The sequence below is a fragment of the Caballeronia sp. SL2Y3 genome (genome assembly GCF_022879575.1).
In the GTDB taxonomy this organism is placed as follows: Bacteria; Pseudomonadota; Gammaproteobacteria; order Burkholderiales; family Burkholderiaceae; genus Caballeronia.
Window position 1 is genome coordinate 452,253 of record NZ_CP084263.1, and the last position, 17,224, is coordinate 469,476.

21 protein-coding genes and 1 pseudogene are annotated in these 17,224 nt (G+C 64.5%); 13 read left to right on the forward strand and 9 right to left on the reverse strand.

Going from position 1 to position 17,224, the window contains the following annotated elements:
* Positions 1-17: 17 nt before the first annotated feature.
* Positions 18-425, reverse strand: coding sequence for an Hsp20/alpha crystallin family protein (locus tag LDZ26_RS24390; protein WP_244851246.1), 408 nt, complete (start codon positions 423-425; stop codon positions 18-20).
* A 44-nt stretch (positions 426-469) separates the two neighbouring features.
* A complete protein-coding gene (locus LDZ26_RS24395; protein WP_244851247.1) occupies positions 470-910 on the reverse strand; it encodes an Hsp20/alpha crystallin family protein in 441 nt (146 codons plus the stop codon).
* Between the two features lie 233 nt (positions 911-1,143).
* Between LDZ26_RS24395 and LDZ26_RS24400 the strand changes: the two genes are divergently transcribed.
* The 8 genes from LDZ26_RS24400 (at position 1,144) to LDZ26_RS24435 (ending at position 8,263) form a co-directional block, all read left to right on the forward strand.
* On the forward strand, positions 1,144-1,527 hold the full coding sequence (locus tag LDZ26_RS24400) for a hypothetical protein (protein WP_175943644.1): 384 nt from the start codon (positions 1,144-1,146) through the stop codon (positions 1,525-1,527).
* 141 nt (positions 1,528-1,668) lie between these two features.
* Positions 1,669-2,109, forward strand: coding sequence for a YsnF/AvaK domain-containing protein (locus tag LDZ26_RS24405; protein ID WP_244851248.1), 441 nt, complete (start codon positions 1,669-1,671; stop codon positions 2,107-2,109).
* 96 nt (positions 2,110-2,205) lie between these two features.
* Positions 2,206-3,105 (forward strand): YsnF/AvaK domain-containing protein, encoded by a 900-nt coding sequence (locus LDZ26_RS24410; RefSeq protein WP_244851249.1) that lies wholly within the window; start codon positions 2,206-2,208, stop codon positions 3,103-3,105.
* Between the two features lie 246 nt (positions 3,106-3,351).
* A complete protein-coding gene (locus LDZ26_RS24415) occupies positions 3,352-3,555 on the forward strand; it encodes a cold-shock protein (protein ID WP_159834819.1) in 204 nt (67 codons plus the stop codon).
* Positions 3,556-3,790: 235 nt separating this feature from the next.
* A complete protein-coding gene (locus LDZ26_RS24420) occupies positions 3,791-4,009 on the forward strand; it encodes a hypothetical protein (protein WP_244851250.1) in 219 nt (72 codons plus the stop codon).
* 257 nt (positions 4,010-4,266) lie between these two features.
* Positions 4,267-6,687, forward strand: a complete 2,421-nt coding sequence (locus LDZ26_RS24425) for an EAL domain-containing protein (RefSeq protein ID WP_244851251.1) — start codon at positions 4,267-4,269, stop codon at positions 6,685-6,687.
* Between the two features lie 13 nt (positions 6,688-6,700).
* Positions 6,701-7,435, forward strand: a complete 735-nt coding sequence (locus tag LDZ26_RS24430; RefSeq protein ID WP_206469728.1) for a TenA family transcriptional regulator — start codon at positions 6,701-6,703, stop codon at positions 7,433-7,435.
* An 87-nt stretch (positions 7,436-7,522) separates the two neighbouring features.
* Positions 7,523-8,263, forward strand: coding sequence for an OmpW family protein (locus tag LDZ26_RS24435; RefSeq protein ID WP_244851252.1), 741 nt, complete (start codon positions 7,523-7,525; stop codon positions 8,261-8,263).
* A gap of 55 nt (positions 8,264-8,318) precedes the next feature.
* On the opposite strand, the gene LDZ26_RS24440 is transcribed toward LDZ26_RS24435, so the two are convergent.
* From LDZ26_RS24440 to LDZ26_RS24460, 5 genes are all read right to left on the reverse strand, one after another.
* A complete protein-coding gene (locus LDZ26_RS24440) occupies positions 8,319-8,609 on the reverse strand; it encodes a DUF3072 domain-containing protein (protein WP_244851253.1) in 291 nt (96 codons plus the stop codon).
* A gap of 59 nt (positions 8,610-8,668) precedes the next feature.
* Positions 8,669-10,054 carry a hypothetical protein gene (locus LDZ26_RS24445; protein ID WP_244851254.1) on the reverse strand — a complete coding sequence of 462 codons (1,386 nt, stop codon included), beginning with the start codon at positions 10,052-10,054 and terminating at the stop codon, positions 8,669-8,671.
* Positions 10,051-11,061 carry an alpha/beta fold hydrolase gene (locus tag LDZ26_RS24450; RefSeq protein WP_244851255.1) on the reverse strand — a complete coding sequence of 337 codons (1,011 nt, stop codon included), beginning with the start codon at positions 11,059-11,061 and terminating at the stop codon, positions 10,051-10,053. The genes LDZ26_RS24445 and LDZ26_RS24450 overlap by 4 nt, the downstream gene beginning before the upstream one ends.
* A 61-nt stretch (positions 11,062-11,122) precedes the next feature.
* Positions 11,123-11,989 (reverse strand): MBL fold metallo-hydrolase, encoded by an 867-nt coding sequence (locus tag LDZ26_RS24455; RefSeq protein ID WP_244851256.1) that lies wholly within the window; start codon positions 11,987-11,989, stop codon positions 11,123-11,125.
* 37 nt (positions 11,990-12,026) lie between these two features.
* Entirely contained in the window at positions 12,027-12,218 is a 192-nt protein-coding gene (locus LDZ26_RS24460) for a hypothetical protein (RefSeq protein ID WP_244851257.1), read from the reverse strand.
* Positions 12,219-12,425: 207 nt separating this feature from the next.
* Here LDZ26_RS24460 and LDZ26_RS24465 point away from each other — a divergent pair, with 207 nt between their 5' ends.
* From LDZ26_RS24465 to LDZ26_RS25725, 5 genes and pseudogenes are all read left to right on the forward strand, one after another.
* Positions 12,426-13,253 (forward strand): OBAP family protein, encoded by an 828-nt coding sequence (locus LDZ26_RS24465; RefSeq protein ID WP_244851258.1) that lies wholly within the window; start codon positions 12,426-12,428, stop codon positions 13,251-13,253.
* A gap of 36 nt (positions 13,254-13,289) precedes the next feature.
* Complete coding sequence (locus LDZ26_RS24470) at positions 13,290-13,562, forward strand: hypothetical protein (protein ID WP_244851259.1); 273 nt, start codon at positions 13,290-13,292, stop codon at positions 13,560-13,562.
* A gap of 50 nt (positions 13,563-13,612) precedes the next feature.
* Positions 13,613-13,834, forward strand: coding sequence for a DUF2795 domain-containing protein (locus LDZ26_RS24475; RefSeq protein ID WP_175943669.1), 222 nt, complete (start codon positions 13,613-13,615; stop codon positions 13,832-13,834).
* 80 nt (positions 13,835-13,914) lie between these two features.
* The gene (locus LDZ26_RS24480) at positions 13,915-14,376 is read left to right on the forward strand and encodes a DUF3597 domain-containing protein (RefSeq protein ID WP_244851260.1); all 462 of its coding nucleotides are present in this window, start codon (positions 13,915-13,917) and stop codon (positions 14,374-14,376) included.
* Positions 14,377-14,476: 100 nt separating this feature from the next.
* Positions 14,477-14,710: pseudogene (locus LDZ26_RS25725) on the forward strand (DUF6723 family protein); the annotation flags it as partial.
* Here LDZ26_RS25725 and LDZ26_RS24485 read toward each other — a convergent pair.
* Positions 14,656-15,507: an MgtC/SapB family protein gene (locus LDZ26_RS24485; protein WP_244851261.1), complete on the reverse strand. Its 852-nt coding sequence runs from the start codon at positions 15,505-15,507 to the stop codon at positions 14,656-14,658. The pseudogene LDZ26_RS25725 and the gene LDZ26_RS24485 overlap by 55 nt on opposite strands.
* A gap of 571 nt (positions 15,508-16,078) precedes the next feature.
* Positions 16,079-17,218, reverse strand: coding sequence for a major royal jelly family protein (locus LDZ26_RS24490; RefSeq protein ID WP_244851262.1), 1,140 nt, complete (start codon positions 17,216-17,218; stop codon positions 16,079-16,081).
* Between the last annotated feature and the right edge of the window lie 6 nt (positions 17,219-17,224).

The following is a 17,224-nucleotide window of genomic DNA, read 5'->3' on the forward strand; positions in this document are numbered from 1 at the left end:
GTCACCGCGTCACGACCTTACGCGGCAGTTACTTCAATGCGTCGCGGCTTCGCTTCCTCGCGGCGCGGCAGCGTCAGCTTCAGCACGCCGTCCTTGAGCGTCGCTTCGATTTTCGACGTATCGAAGTCTTCGCTCACGGTGAACGTGCGCGAGAAGTACGGCGCGCGCACTTCCGCATGCGCGAGGCGCAGATTGGACGGCACCGGCACGACGGACTCGCCTTCGATGATGAGACTGCCGTCGTGTACCTTCACATCGAGCCGATCCTTCGATACGCCCGGCAGGTCCGCCCACAATGTGACGGCATGCACGTCCTCGACGATATCGACATTCGGCGCAAGCGTCGTGCGGCGCCGTTCCTGGCTGGACTCCTGACGAGCCACAGCGCCTTTTTCGCGTTCCGCGATCTGAGTGTTGTCGCTCATGATGTCACCTCTTCTTTCGCTCATTGCATGGGTCATTGCGTGGTTCATTGAACACTGATCGCACGCGGCTTCGATGCCTCGCGCTTGCCGACCGAGATCAGCAAGCAGCCATCGACATAACGCGCCTGCACCTTGTCCGGATCGGCCTGCTGCGGCAGTTCGATCACGCGACGGAACGCGCCGTTGAAGCGCTCCTGCGCATACTCGCGCGCGCCTTCGGGCAAGTCGCGCTCGCGCGTCGCGCGTTCGCCGGCGATGTTGAGCAAGCCCTTGTCGATGGACACGTCGAGCTTCGCGGTGTCGAGGCCCGGCGCGAACGCGACAATCTCGATGGTGTCATCGGTCGAACCGATGTTGACGGGCGGGAACACGCCGGGACGGCTCGATCGCAGGCTTCGCGGAAAGCCGTCGAACACGCTGGACAGTTGCCGCTGCACTCTCTCCAGTTCGCTGAAGAGGTCGGCCCCAGTGAATACTTCGTTCATTTTCGCTCTCCTCCGGCGGCAAGAGGGAAGCTCCATGCGCTTCAGCTTTAGCTGCCCCATGCCGCGGACAATTAAGGTTGAAACACGCAGCGCCCATGACGAGAGCGGCTGCCTTTACGAGGCCAATATATGAAACGCCGCGAGATTTTCAAGGGGTCGCGCGTGCGCTTCGCACGCTTGAAAACGGAGGCGTCGCCCATACCATCCGCGCACCAGGTCACAAGGAGAATTTCGTGGAATTCGATACCGACTGGAGAACGCTCGGACGGCATCGCATCAAGCTGCGTTCGACCCGGGGCTTTCCCACGGAGATCATGAATCAGCTCGCCGAAGTGGCGCGCCTCGCGGTAGATCACAACATGAGCGCGCGGGCGCGGATCGTCGAGATCGTCTTTCGGCACGAGAAGGTGTACGACATCACCGTGGGCACGACGATCGCCGAAGACCGCGTCTGTGCGCCGCAACTGGAAGCCGCTATCGCCGCCGTCTTCGGACTCATGCCGGAGCAGATCAATCTCTTCGTTCAGACGGTCACGCAGGAGGAAGTGGACCTGCACTTCGGCGTGTACGAAAGAATGCTTGCGGAGAAGCTCGGGACCGTCGCGCCGATACATTGAGCGCACACGGGCTTGCGTTCGCTCACGAGCGGCACAGTGCTTGCGCCGTCCATGGGTCGGATGGCCGCTGCGCAACCCGCGCAACGCGGCCGTCTTCCAGCGGGCGAATCAGCGTTCCGCGAATCTGCGATGGAGAAGCCGATGAACCCAGACGATACCCCGTCCAATGCCACGCCGCCGTCCGAAGAGGTGCGCCTCTCCGCCGTGCAGGAAGAACTCTCGGTCGGCGTGCGCACGACCGAGACCGGCTCCGTGCGCGTGCGCAAGGTCGTGCATGAGGAAATGCAACCCGTTTCGATGCGCCTCTCCACGCAGCAAGTGGAAGTGAGGCGCGTGGCAGTGAATCGGCCTGTCGAGGAGCGTAGCGAGCCGCGCCGCGAAGGCGATACGCTCGTCATACCGGTATACGAATACGTGCCGGTGGTCAGGATGCAACTGACGTTGAAAGAAGAGGTGTACGTGAAGACAACCGAGACGCAACAGGACGTCGTGCACCAGGTTCTCGTGAATTCTGAGGAACTCGTCGTGGAGCGGCGCGAGGGGCCGGACGGCGAATGGAAGCGCGATTCGCAGGCAGGCTGAAGAACGCTCGGGAGTTGCGCAGGAACGCGCGTTGCGCTTCACCTCGCACGCGCTTTAATCCCGGCTTGCGTACGCCTTTTTCTCGGAGATGCTGCTATGACTCAGACTATCATTGGTGTATTCAATACGCTTCAGGACGCCGAACTCGCCCAGACCCGCCTCGAAGCAGAAGGCATCGCGCGCACGGACATGAGCGTGCATTCGAACGATGCCGGCTCGTCGATGACGTCGGGCTCGACGATGAGCGATGTCTCGACGGACCGCCCCGTCGGCGAGGCGCACGAAGGCGCCATGGGCCGTATCGAACACTTCTTCAAGAACCTCTTCGGCGATGACGACCGCCCGGAAGAGATCGGTCATTATCAGGAAGCGGTGCGTCGCGGAAGCGCGTTGCTGTCGGTCGACGTGCGGGACGAAACGGCGACCGAACGCGTGCGCGACGCGCTGTATGCGGCCGGCGCAATCGACATCGACTCGCGCGTGGCTCAGTGGCGCAATACGGGCTACACGGGCTACGACCGCAATGCGCCCGCCTACACCGCAGATGAAATCGCAGCAGAACGTCAGGCATTCCCGGTCGTGCAGGAGTCGCTCGAAGTCGGCAAGCGTGAAGTGCAAACGGGCGGCGTGCGCGTGTACTCGCGCCTGACCGAAACGCCGGTCAGCGAGTCCGTGAACCTGCATGAAGAACACGCGAGCATCGAGCGCCGCGCAGTGGACCGTCCGGCGACGGCGGCGGACCTGAAGGAAGGCTTCGTCGAGATCAAGGAAACGGCTGAACAAGCGGTCGTCGCGAAGACGGCGCGCGTGGTCGAGGAAGTGGTCGTCGGCAAGGAAAGCTCGAACCGCACCGAGACGATCACGGATACGGTCCGCGGCACGGAAGTGGAAGTGGAACGCACCGCGGGCGTGGAAGGCACGACGACCGGCGTGCAAGGCACCACGGGTCTCGAAGGCACCACCGGCGTGACCGGCACGAAGAAGACCCCGCTGTAACGGCAACATGACGTCGGCCCGGTCGCGTGGAACACGCGGCCGGGCTTGCTCAACCGTCCTTATCGAATACAGCCGAAGAAATAGTTGACTGATTCGATTGGGATTGGCATAATGCCTCTTGAAGTACAAGAAGTCGATTGCTGCTCATCAATAGTCCGATATTCCTCCGGTATTCGTTGTCCACTCCCTCCTTGCCGCTTCACCCCGCTCTATTCGAGCATCTTCAATTTTTATTTCAGGATTTTCATGGACACCGGTACCGTCAAGTGGTTTAACGACACCAAGGGCTTCGGCTTCATCACCCCCGACAATGGCGGCGACGACCTCTTCGCGCACTTCTCGGAGATTCGTGCCGACGGCTTCAAGACCCTGGCCGAAGGCCAAAAGGTGAGCTTCGAAACGAAGCGCGGCCCGAAGGGCATGCAAGCTTCGAACATCAAGCCGCTGTAAGTCTTGATTCAGTAGTTCGCAGTAACACGCAGCATGCGCGGGGGCCACGAGGCCCCCGCGTTTTATCCGCGTTTTTGTCCGCTTTCCTCGCTTCGCCTCTCTCCGTCCTCCGCTTATCTCTCGGCCAAACCGGCCAGATCTTTCGGCCCAGACGATTTTTTCTGGCGTCTATCGAGGGCGCATTGTCCTCCGGCTTCTTCCGCATAAACGGAAAGCCCCCGACCTTAAAACTAAAATGAACACGACTCAACACTACCGCGGTTATGCGGTGCACGCGTTCGCGCATCCGCTTCGCGACGAAACCTTCTCCGCCGATCTGCTTCTCGAACGCGACTCCGCGAGCGAGAACGACGCGCAATACCAGTTCTACTCGCTGGACTACTTCGCCAACGAATCCGACGCTATCGAGTACTCGCGCCAATGGGCGCGCGAGTGGATCGACACGCGCGGGTAATCCCTTTGTTTCCGATTCTCTTCGCGGCGAAAGCCGCTTTTTACCTCACAGACTTTTATCGGCAGCCGCTATTCGATAATTAACATTCAACGCACCAAACGTTTGCTTCTCGACGCTTTGCCCTCAAGGCCGGAGCTCACCTGCCGATATTCCGGATGAGGGTGAATTAACCGGATCGTCCGGTCGGCGTGGTCGTGAACTCGGGGCCAACAGTCGCATCGCTCAAGTCGTTTCAAGCGAACAACAAGAAGGTAAATATGCGCGTTGCCCCCAAGACGACAAATCGGCAACTGTTCAATACGATCTGGCCGTTTCTAGCCGTCGTCATCTCCCTTTTGGCGATGGCGGCGACGAGCCTCGCCATCATGTCGTCGGTGCGCGCGTATATCGGCGGTGAGAGCACCTGGTCGAAAGGACAGAAGGACGCCGTTTTCTATCTCGCGCGCTATGCGCAGACCGGCGAGGAACAGGCGTTCCGTCAATACGAAGACGCGATCGCGTATCCGCTGAACCTGAAGCGCGCGCGGCTCGCGCTCGACCGGCCCGACCCGAACGTGCCCGAGGCGCGCGCCGCGCTGCTTGCAAGCGGCGTCTATCCCGCCGACGTCGGCGCGGTGATCTGGGTGTTCCGCACGTTCCGGCGCGCGAGCTACTTCCAGGAAGCCGTCGCGTACTGGACGGCGGGCGATCTGCTCGTCGACCAGCTCACCGACGCCGGCCGGAAGCTGCGCGCCGCCGTCAGAAGCGGCCCTGCGGCGCGCGCCGAAGTGGACCGCCTCACCACCGAAGTGTGGAACATCAACGGTTCGATTGCGCCGATCTCGCGCGCATTCGCCGATGTGCTCGGCTCGGCGTTCCGTCAGACGGCGATGCTTCTCTTCACCGTGAACGTGGTGATCGCGGTGCTGCTCGTGTGCCTTTCGGCGTGGTATGCGCGACGCTTCATCCTTGCGCGGCTGGAAACAGAGAACGCGCTGCGCAGGAGCGAGGCGCGCGCGAAGGCGACGCTCGGTTCCATCGGCGAAGCGGTGATTTCCGTGGGGCCGTCGGGCCTCGTCGAGTTCATCAACCCCGCCGCCGAGAAGCTCTTCTGCCGCGAAGCCGCCGCGTGCGTGAACCGGCCGCTGGGCGCGCTCGTCACCGTAGCACGCGAATGGGACCGGCGCCCGGTCGATGTGATCGACGAAGCGCTCAAGGGCGCAGAACCGGAGGAAGCCGGCGGCGACCTCATTCTCACGAACGCGCTGGGCAAGGATATCGTCGTGCAGGCGATCACGTCGCTCGTGCGCGACACGTCGGACACGTTGACGGGCGTCGTGCTGCTGCTGAGAAACATGACGCGCGAGCGCGAGTATGTCTCGAACCTCGCGTGGCAGGCGACGCACGACGGCCTCACCGGACTCTTGAACCGCACCGAATTCGAACGGCGCCTGAGCACCGCGCTCGATCCCGAGTCGGATATGGACGACTCGCATCGCGCGCAAATGCTGATGATGCTCGACCTCGACCAGTTCAAGGTCGTGAACGACACGTACGGTCACGCCGCCGGCGACGCGATGCTGCGCGAAGTCGCGCTCTTCATCGAACAATGCCTGCGCGAAGAAGACGTGCTCGGCCGCCTGGGCGGCGACGAGTTCGGCGCGCTGCTCTGCAATTGCGACAAGCATCGCGCGATGCAGATTGCCGAGCGCTTGCGCAAGGACGTCGCGGCGTTCGAATGGTCGTGGGAGACGCATCGCCTGTCGACGAGCGTGAGCATCGGCGTGGTCGATCTGCGGCAGACCGGGCTCGACGTGGAAACCGCGATGCGTTACGGCGATATCGCCTGCTATCTCGCGAAGGAGCGCGGCCGCGACCGCGTGCATCTGGCCGTGCCCGGCGACAAGGAGCTGACGCGCCATGCGAGCGAGATGTCGTGGTGCGGCCGCATCAAGGACGCGCTCGCGAACGACCGCTTCTGCCTCTATGCGCAGGACATTCAGGCCGCCGACCCGCGCGCGGGCCGACGCCAAGAACCGCAGCACGTGGAGATTCTCTTGCGCATGGTCGGCGAACGCGGCGATATCGTGCCGCCGGGCCTGTTCATGCCGGCCGCCGAACGCTACGGCCTCATGTCGGCCATCGACCGCTGGGTCGTGCGCGCGGTCTTCTCGACGCTCGCGAACACGCCGCCCACCGAGCGCATGCAGTACGCGATCAATCTGTCGGGCGCGTCGATCGGCGACGAACGCTTCCTGCAGTTCCTCAACGAGCAGTTCGCCATCACCGGCGTCCCGCCCTCGGCGATCTGCTTCGAAGTGACCGAAACCACCGCCGTCGCCAATCTCGCCGCGGCCGCGCGCTTCATCCGCGAGTTGAAGAAGCGCGGCTGCAAGTTCGCGCTCGACGACTTCGGCGCGGGCATGTCGTCGTTCGGCTATCTGAAGCACTTGCCGGTCGACTACATCAAGATCGACGGCGGTTTCATCAAGGACATGCTCAAAGATGCCGTTAATCGCGACATGGTCGCCGCGATCAACGACATCGGCCATTCGATGGGCCGTCTGACGATCGCGGAGTACGTCGAAAGCGAAGCGATTCTGCGCGCATTGCGCGAGATGGGCGTCGATTTCGTTCAGGGTTTCCATGTTGGGCGCCCCGCGCCTTGGGCACAGCATGTCGAACCTATCAACATCTAATCAGGAGAACACGTTGGATCCGACTTTTCAGCGGGTGGGCGATTTGAAAGACATCGCAAGTTACCCGGCCTGGCTCGGCGATGTGCTGGCCGAAACCAAAGAAGCAAAGCTGGCCGTCGTCTCGCATCCCATCTTCGCGGCGATGCGCGAAGCCAAGCTCGAACCGCGTCAGGCAGAAGCGTTCCTCGTCAACGGCTGGCCCGTCGTCGAGCAGTTTCCGCAATACATGGCGATGAATCTGCAAAAGGTCCGCTACGGGCACTCGCGCGGCGAAGACCTCGCGCGGCGCTATCTCACGCGCAATATCCGCGTCGAGCAGAACCACGCGGATTACTGGGTCGACTGGGCCGCCGCGCACGACGTGAGCAAGCGCGACCTGATGAAGGCCAACGGTCCGTCGCTCGCTTACGCGCTCAGCCACTGGTGCTGGAAGAGCAGCAGCACGGACGCGCTCGCGGCGAGCATCGCGGCGACGAACTTCGCGATCGAAGGCGTGACCGGCGAATGGTCCACGCTCGTGTGCAGCACGGACACGTACGCGAACAGCTTCCCGGTGTCGATCCGCCGCAAGGCGATGCGCTGGCTCAGCCTGCACGCGCACTACGACGACGCGCATCCGTGGGAAGCGCTCGAAATCGTCGCGACGCTGCTCGGCAATGCGCCGGGCGTCGACGAAGTGCATGCGGTCAAGCGCAGCATCGCGATGAGCTACGAGTACTTCAAGATGAGCCTCGACTGCTGCCTGTAACCGCGAGCATCGCCGTTACGGCAAATGACGGCCCGCGCAGCGCGAAGGCGCGCTGCGCGGGACCTGTACCCTATCTGGACAAGAAGAATGAAAACGAAGCAAATCGCGTGTGCGGCGGCCGCTGCCTTATGTGTCGGCGGCGGTGTCGGCGGCGCTCACGCACAGGCGGCGGGAAATATCGTCGTCAACGCGGGGTGGATGCACTTCGCGCCGCAAGATTCCAGCGGCCCGTTCAAGATCAACGCGCTGGGGCAGACGATGACCGCACCTAACGCGGGCGCATCGATCAGCAACGCCGACACCTTCGCGATCACGACGACCTACTTCTTCACGGACCACATCGCCGCTGAAGTTGCGATGGGCGTGCCGCCGAAGTTCAATCTCGACGGCACTGGCTCGCTCGGCGCCATCGGCAAACTCGGCTCGACGCGCGAATGGAGCCCGACGCTTCTGTTGAAGTACTACTTCGGCAGCGCGCAAAGCCGCTTCCGCCCGTACATCGGGGCGGGCGGCGCGTACGTGTGGTTCACGGATGAGAAGCTCACCTCGCCGATGGCGAACGGCGCATTCCTCTATTCGAGCCAGTTCGGCAATGCGCTGACCGGGCCGACGACCGTGAGCTTCAGCAGTTCGTTCGCGCCCGTGGCCAACGCCGGCTTCACGTACAACTTCACGGACCACTGGTCGGCGTCGTTCTCGCTGTCGTACATGTGGCTGTCGGCGCGCGCGCGTCTGGAAACGCAATCGGCCGTCGGCACCGTGCGCAGCGAATCGAAGATCAAGCTGAACCCGATCGTGAGCTTCCTCTCGGTCGGCTACAAGTTCTGACGACGCGCCGCCGCGCTCTCGCGCGGGGCGGCGCTGCGGGCGGCGCGGCGGGCGGTCAGGACTTCTGTCCCCTGCCCGTTTTCGCCTGAAGCTCGTCGATCCTGCGCGACGCATCCGCCTTCGAAAGCGATGCGTCGAACGGCTCCTTCGCCTCTTCCGAAAGCGTCTTCAGATACGACGCCTGCGCGCCCGTCATCGGCTCGTCACCGGTCACCCACTCGTCGGGGTCCTTCTCGGCATTCGATGTCGGCGACGCCTTCGGGTTGTCGATACGCGGATCGCTCTGATCGTCCTGAGCATCCTGATCATCCTGACGCTGCGCGTTTTCGGTCGGTTGTCCTTTCATGGCCGCTTCCTCCTGCGATGTCTGTTAACGTGTCTTGTCCATGCAAGCTGCGTGCCCCGTCACAACGTACGCATCTGCACGCCGTGACGCGGGCCGTGTGCGCGCAGGCCGGCTTCGAATTGCGATAGGGTCATCGGCGGCGGCGGTTCCGTTTGCGGACCGAGTTCGGCAAGCGCCCGGCCAAAGCGCGCGAACGTTGCGAAGTCGCGCGGATAACGGCGCGTGTCCACGCCGAGAAAGCGCCCTTCTCGCCTGCTTCGTTCGATCAACGCGCGCCACCTTGCAATCGGCGTCACGCCGACGCCTTCGGTGCCGTGCGAGAACAGCATCAGGTCGATCTCATCGAACGATTCGGTTTCAAGGAAGCGCCGCAGCGTTTCGGCGGACGGGTCCGTGCAGAACACGAGCCATAGCGGAATCGCGCGCAGGCGCAGGGTCGTGTACGGGTCCATCAGAATGAACGAATCGACGACGAGCCGCGCCGCATCCACGTTCATGCTGCGATACCAGTCGCGAATCATCCGCGCCGCGACGAAGCTCAACGACTCCGGCTCTTCGAAGCGCATTTCCACGACGCGCCAGTTCCTCTCGCGGGCGAGCGCCACGATGCTCGCGGTCAGCGCGGCATCGAAGCCCCATTCGGCTTCGGGCGCGCGCTCGGTCGGCGCGGGCGGTTGCCATCGCGGCCAGCGCGAGCGGTAACGACGCAGATACTCTGTCACGCGCGGGCTTCCTTCGAAATACTCGGCCTCGGTCGCGCCGCCGAGCGCGCCGAACTGATAGACAGACCGCTCGCTCGTGCGCGTGACCGGCCAGTCGCGCGTGCAGGTGTCGATATAGATGGTCGCGTTCGGCGCAAGGCTGCGCAGCAGGAATTCGCGGTACGCCAGCGGCAACGCGCGCATCTTCAGCCGGAAGTAGCTCATCGCGGACAACATCAGCCGGTCCTGGTTCGGGTCCTGCATGTGATGCACGGCGATGCGCGGATCGGCGGCGAGCAAGTCCTCGACGATGCGCAAGCCTTCGCGAAAGCCGCGCTCCGCGTCGTCGGGATCGGAAAACGGCGCGCGCACCGGACACATGAACGTCTGCGGCAGCCACGGCACGCCCATCGCGGCGGCCAGATGCATGAGCGCGCCATTCGACGAGCCGATAAACGCCGCATCGAACGTCCGTTGCGGATACAGGCCCGCGATCCATTCACCGATGCCTTCCACATCCAGCTTGCGGGCCGCGTGCGGCGCGATGCCCTCGGTCATGCCGCCGATCGAATACGCCCATTCGCGCGGCCGACGCGGCAGCTGGTTCAGCGCGGGCATCAGGCTGTCGAAGAGCGGCGACTGGCTCGGACTCGTGAACCCCTCGCCGTGCAGCGACGCCGCGAGCGCCTGCACCATGCCGGCGGCGGAATCGAAACGCGCGATGCCGGGTGGAGGTCTCGTCATGCGCGCGCGGCTCCGTTGTGGCTCTCGACGCCATCGAGCAGGAACGGGCGAATAGCGAGCGCCATGCTATGCGGATACACATAGTTGAGCGTATGCGTGCCGCCTTCGATGACGAGCAGCTCGCCATGCGGCAGGCGCTCCGCCACTTCGCGCGCCCATGCGAGCGGCACCACAGGATCGCGCGAACCCACGACGACGAGCGTCGGCGCCTGCACCCGCGCGAGCTTGTCCTCGATGCGGTCGCGCACGAGCTCGCGCATCGTCGCGAACGCGCGTGTGATGCCGGCTTTCGCATAGTCGATGCGCCCGAGCGCCGCCGCCGACCGCGCCCTTTCCAGCCGCCCGTTGCGCCAGTCGCGCAGCATCTGCACGGGCAGAAAACGCGCCGCGCGATCGACCGTCGGCCCTTGCAGCACGAGCTTGTCGACGCAGCCGGGAAAGCGCGCCGCGAAATCCGCGAGTATCTGACAGCCGAACGAATTGCCGATGAACACGGCTTTGTCGATGCCGCGCGCCGCGAGCCACAGGCGCAGCGCATCGGCGAGTTCGGGCACCGTGAGCGCGCGCTCGCGCGTCGGGCTTTCGCCGAAGCCGGGAAGATCGGGCGCGTGAACGTCGAGGCCGTCGATGGCATCGCGCAGGGCGAGCGCGAGCGGCTCCATGTAGCGGCTGGAAATGACGAGGCCGTGTACCAGCACCACTGGCACCATCGGCACCATCGCTACGCGCGAAGCCCGCCCCTCGCGCAACGCCTGCCGCGAGAACATGCGGTAAGGACCGGCCTGCGTCGTGCGCGCGGTGATGCCGGCGTTCGCGCTGGTTTCGGAGAGCGCGGGCGTGCGCTTGAGCCGCTTCCATTCGACGGCCGCCCATGCCGCGAGCGCGCACGTGCCCGCTACCGCGAGCGCAGGCCAGGCGGAGCGTGCGGATCGCGCAACGTGTGCGGATGCGTGTGATCGAACGCGTCGTGTCATGCCCTCGACGAGCGAATCGCGTGCCCGCTTCACGTCATCGCTTCACGCCATCACTTCACGCCATCATTTCACGCCATCGCTTCACGTCATCACTTCACGCCATCACGAGATGCTCCGCCGGAATGCCGGGCGAGCGTCCGGCGAGCCGCTCGAATTCGAACGGATCGTGGCTGCAAAACACCGTCAGCTCGGAACCGGCCGTGCGGCACAGTTCCCGCAGCCGCGCCTGATTGCGCAGGCGAGCCGCGCGGTCCTTCTCCAGCATCCACTGATAGAACGCGAGACCGGGCGTGCAGTGCGGCCGCTCGGCGTCCATTTCGGTGTGGAAGAAATACGCATCGGCGGCGAGCAACAGCCACCGGTCATCCTTGCGCACGGCAATGCCCGCATGCCCGAACGTGTGGCCGGGCAGCGGCACGAACGCGATGTCGTCGCGAAAGCCCGGCAGCGGCCGCACGCTGTCGAAGCCGCGCCACTTCTCGCCGTCCGCGCGATGCACCTTCCAGTTGCCGCGCGTCGACCACTGCTGCGGACGAAACCGCTGCCGGTCGAGCCACGTCTTCTGCGCGAGCGCATAGTCGCGCTCGATCTGGAGCATATGAACGGTCGCCTGCGGAAAATCGTCAAGTCCTCCCGCGTGATCGAAGTCCAGATGACTCATCAGAATGTGGCGCACATCGCTCGCTCTGAAGCCGAGCCGTTCGATCTGGCGCACCGCCGTCATTTCCTCGCGGAAATCGGGCTTCAGCATGAACAGGAAGAACGTGCTCAGGCGGCTCTGCGGATTGGCGACATCGCGCAGGCCGAAGCCTGTATCGACGAGCACGAGGCCGTCGTTCGTTTCGATCAGCAGGCAATGGCAGGTCAGTTCGCCGCGACGCAAAAGGCTCGGCGTGCGCCCGTCGAAGAGCTTGCCGCCGAGCGGACAACTCGAAATGCAATTCAGATGATGAACGCGCATGGCGGCTCGATCCCCGCGTTGACCGGTCGCGCGGCGCTTACGACTGTCCGCCGCCCGCGGGTTTCACTTCGGACAAGTCGTCCGCCTTGACTTCGGCTTCGCGCACAGTCGTGCCTTCGTCGTCGGTCTCGGAAATATCGGTCGTGAAAGTTTCGTCGCTGCCGCCTTGCGCTTCTTCGTTGCCGTCTTGCGACTGTTCCGGCTTGCCGTTTTGCGATGACGTGCTCATGTCGATCTCCTGATGGTTCGGTGTCGGGAAGTGCTCGATGCAGCGGGCCGTCGCGGCGTTCGTGTCGGCGTCGCGAGAAGCGGCCCGCGCCGCACGGCCACCGTCAAGCAATCCCAGTGCCTTGGTTTGCAGCGGGCGCAACGCATGGCGCCGGAACGGTGATTGCTTCGTTCACCCGGGGAGCCATGCGAGCGAACGGAGGCATCGATGCGCAACCGGCGTGAACTGTCGAACGAATTGAGCGGAGCGTGCGAATCGTGCGGATCGCGTGGCTCGGACGCCTTCATGCCGCTCGCGGCGGGCGTCGTGGCCGGTCTCGCGGCGGCGGCCGGCGTTCTGATCGGACGCCGCGCGAATGCCATCGCGCGCGTGGGCGAAGGTCATTCCGCCAAGCATCGGCTGCTCGATCTCGCATCGGGCGTGATGCAGCCGAAGTATCCGCTTACGGCCATGAGTACGTGGCTCAACGGCTTTCACATGTATGCGGACGACATGGGCCGTCAGGTCGAGGCGCATCACTTCTGCATTCATCTTCGGCACGACCTGCATCAATGCGTGATCTTCGATTCGAACCGGCCGGACGCGCGTCTCATCGGCATCGAATACATCATTTCGGAAGAGCGGTTCAGGCAGTTGCCGGCGGAAGAAAAGCGCCTCTGGCACAGCCACCACTACGAAGTGAAGTCCGGCACTCTGATTGCGCCGGGCATTCCGGAACTCGCGGAGCGCGCCTATTTTCAGGACCTCGTGTCGACGTACGGCAAGACGTTTCATACGTGGCAGATCGACCGGGATGAATTCCCGTACGGCCCGCCGCAACTGATGATGGGCTTCACGCAGGACGGTCAGGTGAACGAGGCGATGGTCGCCGAACGCGACGCGCGTCTCGGCGTCTCGTCCGAGGACCGCAAGCGCAGACGCTACGGCATTCCGGTGCCGGACATCGCGGAGGGCGCGAATGCGTGGGAAAGCGGCACGTCGGTGCAGACGACGCTCGTCGAAGTCCCGTTCAGGGACGTGAGCGGGTCGTCGTGATTCCATAACGAAGCACGAAGCACGGAGGACGAAAGCATGGTCAGGAACAGGAACAGCACAACCCGGGTTGCGACGCTCGCCGCGCTGCTCATCGCGCTGTCGCTCACGGCGGGCTGCAAGCGCGGCGACGACGCGGGCAGCGGAGCGGGCAGCGGATCGGGCAGCACAGCGGGCGGCGGCGCGGCAAGCGATACGTCGGCCGCGGCCGCATCGGCGTCGATGGGCTCGGCACCGATGGCCTCGGCGCCGGCTGCGGCGAGCTTCCCCGCGACCGCCGCGAGCGACGCACCCGCAGGCGCGAGCCAGTAGTCAGGCGGCTGCGGCGTCAGTCGCGGCTGCAAACACACTGCAAAGGAGAAATGAGAATGGCGAACAACCAGTCCGGCGGATCGAACAGCATGTTCATCGACATGCAGAAGGCGCTGAAAGGCATCGACTATCCCGCCGACAAGCAGACGCTCCTCGACACCGCTCGCAGCAACGGCGCGAGCGAGGAGGTTACGAACGCGCTCGACGCGTTGCCCGATCAGGAATACGAAAGTCCCGCAGCCGTATCGAAGGCGGTGGGTCAGGAGAGTTGAAATTCTTTCCTCCGCCGCGTCGGCCGCGGCTGCCGCAGCGCGGCCGGCGCGCATTTTTATTCTTTCGATAGGAGAACCCGATGAGCATTTTTTCGACCATTCTGAACAAGATCTTCCCGCACGATCACCCGGCCGCCACCGCATCGGGCGGCGCGACACCGCCTGCCGCGAACAATGCCGCGGGCGGCGCACCCGCAGCGGCGCAGGCGAGCCCTGCCGCGACGTCGGCGGCGCCGGCCACGTCGGGCGCCGAGCCCGCGCGTCCGCCCGTCACGCCGATGCCTGAAGTGGACGTCGAAGCCATCCTCTCGCAGAAGCAGCAGCAGAACGGCGCGAATCTGAACTGGCGCACGTCCATCGTCGACCTGATGAAGCTGCTCGACCTCGACAGCAGTCTTCAGGCGCGCAAGGAACTCGCATCCGAGCTGCACTACACGGGCAACACGGACGACTCCGCATCGATGAACATCTGGCTGCACAAGGAAGTGATGAAGAAGCTCGCCGAGAACGGCGGCAAGGTGCCGGACGACCTCAAGAGCTGACGCCTCTCGCGGCCGGTTCGCACTGCGCCGCGTGGTCCTCGGAGTTCGGCACAGGGAATGCTTAGAACCTGCGTCGACTCCTTTCTCAATGATCCCGGCCATGAAAGAACCGGTCTCGCGACGCGCGAAGCTCGTCTTGTTCCCGTGGAAGAAGGACCATGCGGCCAAGCCCGGCCTCAACGAAGACGACTACGCGGTGTACGCGTCGTATCGGCCGCACGTGAGCGGCGGCTTCGTCGGAACGCTGAAGGTCGTGCGGCTGACGGATGCGCGCCTGCTCTATCCCTTCGACGGCGCCGAGGAACTCGGTCCGTTTAATTCGAAGGATGCCGCGAAGAACGCCGCGCAGACGCGCGGCAAGCAGATCGTCGACGCGGATCTCAAGACGCCCGAACTCTGAACGACGCCGCGCGCCGCGTGGTGCATCAGCGCGTGAGGGACCATTCGGTCTGCGCCGCGCCCGCCTTCATCGCCCATTCGGCGAACGGCGGCAATTCGCGCGCATTCGGCGCGCCGTACCAGCGGACCTCGTAACGCTCTTCGACGCGATCCCCCGGCTGTCCCGACGCGCCCGCCACGGCGGCGAGACGGCAGCCGCGCGCGCATCGATTCGACGAGCGCTTCCTTCGAGAAGCGTCCTGGCTCGTAGGTGATCTTCAGTTGTGCCTGATTTTCGCGCGGAATCCGCACTTCGATTGCCTTCATGAACCACAGCACGATGATGCCGAGCACGACGCCCGCGACGCCGAGCCCGAGTTGCCCGCCGCCGAAGCACAGGCCGACGACCGTCACGAACCACAGCGTCGCCGCCGTCGTCACGCCTTTGACGAGCCCGTCCTTGCGCATGATCGCGCCCGCACCGATGAACCCGACGCCCGACAGAATGCCGAGCGGCAGGCGCATCACGTCCAATTGAACGAAGGACTCCGGCGTCTTGCCGGACTGGGACAGCAGCGCGTTGACTTCGAGCATGGAGAGGCACGCGGCGAGGCAGACGAGCAGCGTCGTGCGCAGGCCCGCGACCTTGCCGGATTCGCCCCGGTCGAAGCCGATCAGGATGCCTGCCACCGCGGCCAACAGCAGGCGGATGAAGACGTCGCGCCATTCGAGGGTGAGCGGCATCAGCCCCATGGTCGTTCTCCCTTTTTGTTGTGGTTTTGGGCCGGGCTTGTTTTGCGGCCCATGTGGGGATGTCAAGCAAATGTCGAACCAGAGGCGTTTGAGGAGTTCGAAGGGCGGGCGTTGGCTTGTGGGCGTCTGGCTCTAGGTTCCGCGATTCCGTGCGCGAGCTTTCTATGCGACGCGACGCGCAGAAGGCGGCATGCGGTGCGATCGTGCCTCAAGGACGTGGCGAACGTGCGAACAGCACGCGCGAACGTTTCCGGTACGCGAAACCGGTTGCGGATCGGCGCGTGCGGCGAGCAGCCTTACCACAGCGACTTACCACCTAATGTTCTCGCATCAGCGGGCGCTTCGGGCCGTCAGCGACCGGCGCGAACGGCTGGAATACGCGAGCTCAGTCGCAGAGCTTCGCGTCCGGCGAGCCGCATCATCAAAGTGATCAAGGCCTACCGCAGGCGTATATCCCAAGCGCTACCGCAAACCCAGTGCGGCCAATGCGGCGACTCATGCCATAAGTCGCCCTCGCCAAGCTCGCTGCCACCGAATTGCAAAGCGGCTCGATGCAACGCGCCACACCGACCTACCTCCGCCGAATCGCATACAACGAAGTCGGCAGCGCGATCGGGTTATCGGGCTTGAACCAGCTCATGTCCGGAATGCGCGAGTCGGTCACATACACTGTGCCGTCCGGTCCTTGCGTGAACGTGTCGGGCCAGCGCAGTTGCGGATCGCGCAGCAGCGTCCAGAGCCGGTCGCCCTCGCGCACGCGCACCGCGTGATCCTCGACGCCCGACACGTACAGCCGGCCGCGCCGGTCGAAGAGCAGCCCGTCCGCCGGACCGTCGATGCCCACCGTCTCCACGCGCGACGACACCTGCTGCGCGCTCAATTGCGGATTCTGCAGTGCGTCCGTGGCGACGCGATACAGCGTCTTGCCCTTCACCGCCTGCCAGTACAGATAGCGGCCGTCGGGCGTGAGCGCGATGCCATCGGCGGAGAAGTTCACGCCGCGGCCATCGGTCTGACGCAGCGGCTTGCCGTCGACGGTCACGGTCACGGTCTTGTCCGCCTGCGTGCTCGGATCGCCGTCGAGCAGCCGCCGCGCGACGCCCGTCGTCCGGTCGATCACGACGATCGCGCCGCGCGCCCCGGAGTCGGTGATATAGACGAAGCGGCCATCCGGGCTTAATCGCACGTCGTTCAGATAGCTGCCCTGCGGCGCGATGCTCTCATCGAAGTGGAACACATGCGCGATCTGGTTCGTCGCGAGATCGATCTGCGCGAGCTTCGGCGCGCCCGGCACGACGAGCGACTGCGCCGGCGCGCCGGGGTCCAGCACCCAGAGATTGCCCTGTTTATCCGCCACGACCGACTGCACGCACACCCAATGATCCTCAGGCGAAACTTCGTCGCGGCGCGCATTGCGCCACGCGTTCCACTCGGCATCCGGGAACGGCCGCAGGTCGCCGCTCGCGCCGAGTTCCGCCACCGAGATCGGCGCGTCCTCCGTCCAGCGCGGGAAATTGACGAAGGTGCGGCCGGTCGGCGAGACGGTCACGCCCGTGACCTGATGCTCGAACCGCGCGACGAGTTGCAGCCGCGCGCCGCCGTGGTGCTCGCTCGCGGCGACATCGCCCGATGGGTCCTCTGCGAGCGCGGATTGCGCGACCAATGCAAAGGCGAGGCTTGCGGCGGCGACACAGCGGCTCAGTCGGTACATGGTCGG

Bases quoted from the DNA above. Each gene is read 5' to 3' on its own strand.
- LDZ26_RS24390 (WP_244851246.1), bottom strand. From the start codon at position 425: ATGAGCGACAACACTCAGATCGCGGAACGCGAAAAAGGCGCTGTGGCT.
- LDZ26_RS24395 (WP_244851247.1), bottom strand. From the start codon at position 910: ATGAACGAAGTATTCACTGGGGCCGACCTCTTCAGCGAACTGGAGAGA.
- LDZ26_RS24405 (WP_244851248.1), top strand. From the start codon at position 1,669: ATGAACCCAGACGATACCCCGTCCAATGCCACGCCGCCGTCCGAAGAG.
- LDZ26_RS24410 (WP_244851249.1), top strand. From the start codon at position 2,206: ATGACTCAGACTATCATTGGTGTATTCAATACGCTTCAGGACGCCGAA.
- LDZ26_RS24415 (WP_159834819.1), top strand. From the start codon at position 3,352: ATGGACACCGGTACCGTCAAGTGGTTTAACGACACCAAGGGCTTCGGC.
- LDZ26_RS24420 (WP_244851250.1), top strand. From the start codon at position 3,791: ATGAACACGACTCAACACTACCGCGGTTATGCGGTGCACGCGTTCGCG.
- LDZ26_RS24425 (WP_244851251.1), top strand. From the start codon at position 4,267: ATGCGCGTTGCCCCCAAGACGACAAATCGGCAACTGTTCAATACGATC.
- LDZ26_RS24435 (WP_244851252.1), top strand. From the start codon at position 7,523: ATGAAAACGAAGCAAATCGCGTGTGCGGCGGCCGCTGCCTTATGTGTC.
- LDZ26_RS24440 (WP_244851253.1), bottom strand. From the start codon at position 8,609: ATGAAAGGACAACCGACCGAAAACGCGCAGCGTCAGGATGATCAGGAT.
- LDZ26_RS24445 (WP_244851254.1), bottom strand. From the start codon at position 10,054: ATGACGAGACCTCCACCCGGCATCGCGCGTTTCGATTCCGCCGCCGGC.
- LDZ26_RS24455 (WP_244851256.1), bottom strand. From the start codon at position 11,989: ATGCGCGTTCATCATCTGAATTGCATTTCGAGTTGTCCGCTCGGCGGC.
- LDZ26_RS24460 (WP_244851257.1), bottom strand. From the start codon at position 12,218: ATGAGCACGTCATCGCAAAACGGCAAGCCGGAACAGTCGCAAGACGGC.
- LDZ26_RS24465 (WP_244851258.1), top strand. From the start codon at position 12,426: ATGCGCAACCGGCGTGAACTGTCGAACGAATTGAGCGGAGCGTGCGAA.
- LDZ26_RS24470 (WP_244851259.1), top strand. From the start codon at position 13,290: ATGGTCAGGAACAGGAACAGCACAACCCGGGTTGCGACGCTCGCCGCG.
- LDZ26_RS24475 (WP_175943669.1), top strand. From the start codon at position 13,613: ATGAGAATGGCGAACAACCAGTCCGGCGGATCGAACAGCATGTTCATC.
- LDZ26_RS24480 (WP_244851260.1), top strand. From the start codon at position 13,915: ATGAGCATTTTTTCGACCATTCTGAACAAGATCTTCCCGCACGATCAC.
- LDZ26_RS24485 (WP_244851261.1), bottom strand. From the start codon at position 15,507: ATGGGGCTGATGCCGCTCACCCTCGAATGGCGCGACGTCTTCATCCGC.
- LDZ26_RS24490 (WP_244851262.1), bottom strand. From the start codon at position 17,218: ATGTACCGACTGAGCCGCTGTGTCGCCGCCGCAAGCCTCGCCTTTGCA.